This window comes from Cytophagia bacterium CHB2 (assembly GCA_030263535.1).
Classification (GTDB): Bacteria; Zhuqueibacterota; Zhuqueibacteria; order Zhuqueibacterales; family Zhuqueibacteraceae; genus Coneutiohabitans.
In genome coordinates this window covers 1-5,580 of sequence record SZPB01000399.1, presented here as the reverse complement: position 1 = coordinate 5,580, position 5,580 = coordinate 1, and the positions used below count along the sequence as shown (strand labels likewise).

General features: G+C 51.5%; 7 protein-coding genes. 2 read left to right on the top strand and 5 right to left on the bottom strand.

Going from position 1 to position 5,580, the window contains the following annotated elements; translation table 11 throughout:
• The 5 genes from FBQ85_25880 to FBQ85_25860 all read right to left on the bottom strand — a co-directional run.
• On the bottom strand, positions 1-630 hold a 630-nt coding region (locus FBQ85_25880; protein MDL1878563.1), incomplete at its 3' end, for a response regulator.
• A gap of 14 nt (positions 631-644) precedes the next feature.
• A complete protein-coding gene (locus FBQ85_25875; GenBank protein ID MDL1878562.1) occupies positions 645-2,408 on the bottom strand; it encodes a HAMP domain-containing protein in 1,764 nt (587 codons plus the stop codon).
• A 37-nt stretch (positions 2,409-2,445) separates the two neighbouring features.
• Entirely contained in the window at positions 2,446-2,880 is a 435-nt protein-coding gene (locus FBQ85_25870; GenBank protein ID MDL1878561.1) for a hypothetical protein, read from the bottom strand.
• 27 nt (positions 2,881-2,907) lie between these two features.
• The gene (locus FBQ85_25865) at positions 2,908-4,017 is read right to left on the bottom strand and encodes a hypothetical protein (protein ID MDL1878560.1); all 1,110 of its coding nucleotides are present in this window, start codon (positions 4,015-4,017) and stop codon (positions 2,908-2,910) included.
• 139 nt (positions 4,018-4,156) lie between these two features.
• A complete protein-coding gene (locus tag FBQ85_25860; GenBank protein ID MDL1878559.1) occupies positions 4,157-5,005 on the bottom strand; it encodes a tryptophan synthase subunit alpha in 849 nt (282 codons plus the stop codon).
• A 115-nt stretch (positions 5,006-5,120) separates the two neighbouring features.
• Between FBQ85_25860 and FBQ85_25855 the strand changes: the two genes are divergently transcribed.
• Positions 5,121-5,399 (top strand): type II toxin-antitoxin system Phd/YefM family antitoxin, encoded by a 279-nt coding sequence (locus FBQ85_25855; GenBank protein ID MDL1878558.1) that lies wholly within the window; start codon positions 5,121-5,123, stop codon positions 5,397-5,399.
• Positions 5,396-5,580: type II toxin-antitoxin system RelE/ParE family toxin (locus FBQ85_25850; protein MDL1878557.1), on the top strand; the 185-nt coding region annotated here is incomplete at its 3' end. The genes FBQ85_25855 and FBQ85_25850, both read left to right, overlap by 4 nt.

Genomic DNA, 5,580 nt, shown 5'->3' with positions numbered 1-5,580 from the left:
GGAGTAATAATCATTGAGAAATGAAACCACTTCCCGCGGCGAAAGTTGTTCGCTCATCGGCGTGAATCCCCGAATGTCGCAAAACAAAATGGCAATCGTTTTTAACTCGCCGGACAAGAGCGTGTCTTCCGAAGCCTTGAGCGTTTGTTCCACAACCATTTCGGGCACGTATTTGCGAAACAAGCGCAGCGTTTTCTCCTGCTCCTCGACTTTTTGCTGCAGCGTGCCGAGCAAGCGCCTGTTATGCTTCATCAAATCGGATAATTGGCGCGCATTCTCGATGGTCATGCGCAAATCGTTCTCATCCCACGGCTTGGTGATGTAGCGAAACACGCGGCCGGTATTGATCGCGCCGATAATCGCCTCCACGTCGCTGAAACCGGTCAGAATCATGCGAATCGTGTCAGGATACTCCGGCAGAATGCGCTCCAGGAATTGGATGCCGGTCATGCGCGGCATGCGTTGATCGGTGATGATGAGATCGACCTCGTGCTCCCGGATGATGTGCAGGCCTTCCTCCCCGCTGGTGGCGGTGAAAATTTCATAATCCCGCCGGAAAACGGCTTTGAATGAAATAAGATTATGCTCTTCATCATCGACATACAAAATCGAAAAATCTTTCTTACTCATTAGAGAGACTCCAGTTATTTCGCCGGCAAGGTGATGACAAACTCGCTGCCTTTGTCCGGCTCGCTATAAACTTCGATGTTGCCGTCGTGTTCCTCGATAATTCCATAGGTGATCGACAGCCCCAGGCCCGTGCCCTCGCCCACGTCTTTTGTCGTAAAAAAAGGCTCGAAAATGCGCTGCTTGACTTCTTTCGTCATGCCTTTGCCGGTATCCCGGATTGAAATCGTCACGATATCACCGTCAAAAGAGGTTTTAATGAAAATCTTGCCGGCGCCGGAAATGGCCTGACTCGCGTTCGAGAGAATGTTCGTGAAGACTTGATTGAGTTTGCCGGGATAACACATAATCTCAGGCAGCGCGCCAAAATCCTTGATCACTTCGACGCGATTTTTGAGCTGATGTTTCAGCATCAACAAGGTCGATTCCAGGCATTGGTTGACGTTCGCCGGCTTGCGTTCATCTTCATCGAGGCGGGTGAAATTGCGCAAACCTCTCACAATTTCCGAGGTGCGATGCGCCCCTTCTTTAATGCCGTCGAGCAGGCTGTTCACTTCCTGCTTTAAAAAGTTGAAATCGAGCTCTTCTTTTAGTTTTCGTGCGGCCGTGAATTGTTCCTGCAAATGCTGGCGCTCAATCGTTGCCTCATACTCGGCCAGCAGGGCAAAGAGATCTTCAAGATCGCGGCGCAACGGGTTGACATTTGATGAGACAAAATTAATCGGATTGTTGATCTCGTGTGCGATGCCCGCGGTGAGCTGGCCCAGCGAGGCCATCTTCTCGGATTGCACGAGTTGTTGCTGCGCCTTGCGGAGTTGATGCATCGTTCGTTCCAGCTCGCGGTTCTTTTGTTCGATCTCGGTGTTTTGCTGCGCCAAGCTTTGTGATTTTCGTTCCAATTCCAGGTTGCTGGCTTGCAGCTCTGTTTGCTGTTCCTGCAGCTTATCGGCCTGCCGTTGCATGTTCTCACGCGCTTCCCGCAGCGCCAGGGTCATTTGGTTGAAGGAATGTGAGAGATGGCCGATCTCATCCTTGCTCAGGCTTTCCAACTGCACGTTGAGATCGCCTTCGGCAATCTGCCCGGCTGCGGTTACCAAATTCCGCACGGGGATGGCGATCAAGCGCGCCAGTCCGGCGGCGATAAACGCCGAGGTGAGCACGGTAATAATCAGCCACGTAATCGAGATGTAGCGCGTCGCTTGATAGGTTTGTTCGGCGCGCACGGCCAGCGCGTAAGAGTCGCGTTTATTGATGTTCACCAGCGCGATCAAATCCGCGCTGAAATCGTCGAAGACTTGCTGCGCCTCGCCGTTCAATAAATTGACGGCTTGTTGCGTTTTACCGTCCTCCAAAAAATCAAAAAACGTAAAACTTAAATCCTGATAGGCTTCCCATTTACGATCAAAAGCAGTGTAGAGGCTGTCTTCCGTTTTTGAATGCGATTGCCGCTCTTCCGACGCGGCCTTGAGGCCGGCATAGGTGTCGAGGTTTTCATTGATGCGATCGATCAGCGCGATCATCATGTTTTTTTGTTTTTGCTGCGCCGCCTTTTCGGCAGTGAAAGCATGCTGCAACTGGCTGATGCGCAGCGCCGCCGTGTTGAGGTTCAAATCCGATATGGCAATGGCGCGCGGCAGGCGGTTGGCGCTGATTTCATCGATCTCCGCTTTAATTGCGCCCATTTTGGTAATGGCAAAAATATTGACCCCCGCCATGATGGCGAGAATCACACCGAAGCCCAGGGCTTGTTTGATGCCAAGCTTGAGATCACGAAATTTCATTGCACCTCAACTCGTGCGCGGCGAAAAGCCGGCCGGCTCACTTTTCGTTTCTCACAATCGTCAAAACGACTTTAACCCCGTCATGAACCCTGGCTTTGCTCACAAATCCGATGGCTCCGGGGGTGGCCGCGACTTTCTTCAAGACGTCCTCCTCCGAGAGCAAAGCCTGCGGCGGGTCGCCTTCGCCCATCAGCATTTTTTTCATCCAAATGGATTTCATGCGCGAAGCGGATTTGCCCAGAAATTCATAAAACACTTCTTTGATCGCGCTTTGCGGCTTGAGATCAAAGACCACCACCGGCGTTTTGTTGCTCCAGGTTTTGACTTCGCACGAAAAATAATCGAATAACTCGGACTGCGTGAGAGAATCCACCGGCGTTCTCTTGTGAACAATAACGGCAACCTGGGCGGGTGTGGGTTGAACCTCGGCCAGCAGCAGAAGAATCAGTATCGTTAGTATGCCTTTTATCATAATCTTCCTTCGGACCCGTGCTTGCTTTCAAAACATGGCGGAAACAGCCAGGAAATAGTAATACACTTTTTCCTCTTGCACGGCAGGCACGGTGAACTTGAATTGCGGGCGGCCGGCTTGCGCCTTCAAAAAAATGGTGTCGTTGAAATTGTAAGCCAGGCCCAGGGTCGGGGCAATCAGTTTGCGGTCCCGCGCCGGCAAAACCTTTTCATGGGTGACCCAATAGCCGGCATATGCAAAAAGCCGTTCTGCGAATTGATAACCCAGCGTGCCGTAGTAGAAATCCTTATCAAGATCGATTTCAGGATAATCGTCGTCATAAAAGACGCGAATGAATTCCGACTCCCACGACAACTTGCCCAGCAGAAATGAAAAATCACCGCCGAAGCGAAGGCGCGGTACGCTCTTGAAATCGGCAGCGGCGTACCTCGGAGTTCCAGCCGCAGCGTGCAAATCAAAGGCATCAAACGCGGCGGAAACGCCCACTTTGAGGTTGGTGCTGCGCAGTCCGAAACGCCCGCCCACGAGAAACGACTTTGTGGTATCCACGCCCGTTTGCCCGTACAACGGATCGCGATTGATGTTCGGGCTGTCGCCGATAAACAAAGCATAATCGAGTTTTTTCTCGCGCCACGGAATGAAGCCGTATGCCTGCACGAACGCGCGCGTCGGCACATATTCATAAATCGAAATCACTTCATTGAATGAAGCTTCATAAGCCAGAGGGCGGATGATGTAAGGCAGTAGCGGCGTACGATTCTTAATTTCATTGAGATTGTTGAAGGTGGGCACCTGCAAACCGAGCTTGAGCTTGAATTGCTTGCTGGCGCGATAATTCACCCATGCCTCTTCCACGCTGAATGCGCCCCAATTGCGAAAAGAAGAATAGGAATTCACCAGCTCGAAATTGACAAAGGCCGTCCATTTTTGCAGAATATCCCTCTGGAGAAATAAATTGAGCTGCTGCACGCTGAACGAGTTGGCTTCATAGGGGCGGTTGAGGCTTTTTTGATGTTCCAATGAAATTTGAAAATAACCGAAAACTTTGAGGCCGGATAAATCCGATTGCGCGTGCACGCCTGTGACAATGCCAGCCAGCAGGGAGGCGAATAATATTGTTTGAAAACTTCGTAACATCGGCACCTCTCCCTCATTCAAATTGATTTTCATTGTTTACCGAGCAGCGCGGAAAAGCTATCGAAGTTTTGTGGAAAAGTCAAGGCAAGGAGGCCATGCGGAGCAAATGAGGCGAGAAAATTTTGCAAAGCAAAATCCGTCAGGCGCGCAGGCTTTGGCTGAACGTCTGCACAAACGCAGCGACTTTGGCGCGGCCGGTTTCATCCAGCCAATGCTTTTCGATTTCATGCAGCAGCGCGCTGCCCACGATAACGCCGTCACAAGCGGAAGCGAGCGCCTGCGCTTCAGAGGCGCTGGCAACGCCAAAGCCGACCAGGATCGGATGCCGGATTTGCTGACGCAATCTTTCCAAAAAATCTTTTGCCTGCGCCGCCACATGCGTGCGCGCGCCGGTTACGCCGGTTATCGACACGGCGTAAACGAAGCTTGTGGTCATGCGATCAATCAATTCCAGCCGCTGCAAGGAAGTATTGGGCGAAACCAGATAGATCAAGCTGAGTCCGGCGGCCAGCGCGCGTTCGCGCAATGCCGTGCTCTCCTCCGGCGGTAAATCGGGAATGATCAAGCCCTGCACGCCGGCATTCGTCGCAGCTTGCACGAATTTTTCCATGCCGAATTTGAGAATGGGATTGTAATAACCCATAAGAATTATCGGCGCGCGCAGCAGCGGCGTTGCTTTCGCTGCCATTTCCAAAACGCTTTTGACGGTGACGCCGTTTCGCAGGGCAATCTGCGAGATGCGTTGAATCGTCGGCCCATCCGCCAGCGGATCGGAGAACGGCATGCCCAGCTCGATGAGATCGGCGCCGGCCTTATCGAGCAATTGCAGCAAGGGCAACGTCGCATCCGCCGTGGGAAAGCCCGCGGTGAGAAAGAGGGAGAGCAGTTTGCGATTGTTGCGGCGATGCTCTTCAAAATATTGTTGGAGGGATAAATTCATGCGCGCCTCTGAATTTTTAGTACCACGGCCAAGCCATTGCAGGAACATTATCAAAAACTGGCAAAATGAGGTAACATCCTATTCTTGCATTTTGAACGCAAAATCATTATTGTTGCGCCATTACACCGCCAATTGAATCGCTAATACCAATAGGACATCACACATGCCAATCATTCGCCCCATTTCCGAATTGCAAAATCGCGCCGCTGAGTTGCTGGAGTTTTGCCAACAACAAGATCAACCGATCTTTCTAACCGAAAACGGTTATGGCAGCGTTGTGCTCATGAATCAAGCAGTTTTTGATCGCATGCAATTAATGTCGAATCTGATGAATAAGCTCGAGGAGGCCAAACAGGCGGCTGCTTCCGGAGATCGGGGCATAACCCGGTCCGAGTTGCGCCGCCGGGCGCGCGCCAAATTAGCACGAGCACAGCAGAAATGAGTGCGTTGAGCCATCAAGCCCGGCTTCTGCGGCCAGCCCAAAAAGATTATTTTGAAATTCTAGATTATCTTCTCGAAAAAAATCCTAGGGCCGCTGAAAAGTTCGAAAGCAAATTTGACAACCTGCTGGAGCGCCTTGAACGTTTTCCATTTCATGGCAAGCTGCCAAATGATGAAACGTT

Bases quoted from the DNA above. Each gene is read 5' to 3' on its own strand.
- FBQ85_25875 (MDL1878562.1), bottom strand. From the start codon at position 2,408: ATGAAATTTCGTGATCTCAAGCTTGGCATCAAACAAGCCCTGGGCTTC.
- FBQ85_25870 (MDL1878561.1), bottom strand. From the start codon at position 2,880: ATGATAAAAGGCATACTAACGATACTGATTCTTCTGCTGCTGGCCGAG.
- FBQ85_25865 (MDL1878560.1), bottom strand. From the start codon at position 4,017: ATGTTACGAAGTTTTCAAACAATATTATTCGCCTCCCTGCTGGCTGGC.
- FBQ85_25860 (MDL1878559.1), bottom strand. From the start codon at position 5,005: ATGTTCCTGCAATGGCTTGGCCGTGGTACTAAAAATTCAGAGGCGCGC.
- FBQ85_25855 (MDL1878558.1), top strand. From the start codon at position 5,121: ATGCCAATCATTCGCCCCATTTCCGAATTGCAAAATCGCGCCGCTGAG.